Source organism: Massilia atriviolacea, from assembly GCF_003953935.1.
Lineage (GTDB): Bacteria > Pseudomonadota > Gammaproteobacteria > Burkholderiales > Burkholderiaceae_D > Telluria_A > Telluria_A atriviolacea.
In genome coordinates, this window is record NZ_RXLQ01000069.1 from 1 (window position 1) to 655 (window position 655).

Here is a 655-nt window from a genome sequence, read left to right on the forward strand (position 1 = left end):
CGACGATGGAGCGCCTCGCGGCGCGCTTCGAAGTGTTGTTGGGGACTATGGCGGCTGATGAAGAGCAGCGTGTGAGCCGGCTCGACCTGTTAAGCGGCGCGGAGCGCTGCCGCATTCTGGAGCAATTCAACGACAGCGCGCTCGCCTTCCCGGAGCAAGGTCTGATCCATCAATTGTTCGAGGACCAGGCCGCGCGCCTTCCCGACGCACCGGCGCTGATCTTCGAAGGCAGTACGCTGACCTACGCGGAGTTGAACCAGCGGGCCAATAAGCTGGCGCACCATCTGCGTTCGATGGGCGTGCAAGCCGATGACTGCGTGGCGATATGCCTTGAACGAAGCATCGACATGGTTGTCGGCTTGCTGGGTATCCTGAAGGCCGGTGCCGCGTATGTCCCTCTCGATCCTGCCTATCCGGCCGATCGTCTGGCGTACATGCTGGCCGACTGCGCTCCTGCCGCTTTGCTGACGCAGGAACTGCTGGCCGGCGTTTTGCCAGCGCACGCGGTTCCGGTGGTACTGGTGGACAGCGCGGCGATCGCGGAGCAGAGCAGCGGGAACGTTCGTGCCGATGTGGCGTCGTCCAATCTGGCGTACGTCATCTACACGTCGGGTTCGACGGGCATGCCGAAGGGCGTGATGATCGAGCACCGGAA

At 63.4% G+C, this 655-nt stretch carries 1 protein-coding gene; it reads left to right on the plus strand.

Annotation, left to right across the window (positions count from 1 at the left end; genetic code table 11):
* On the plus strand, window positions 1–655 hold a 655-nt coding region (locus tag EJB06_RS31575; protein WP_164558112.1), incomplete at both ends, for an AMP-binding protein.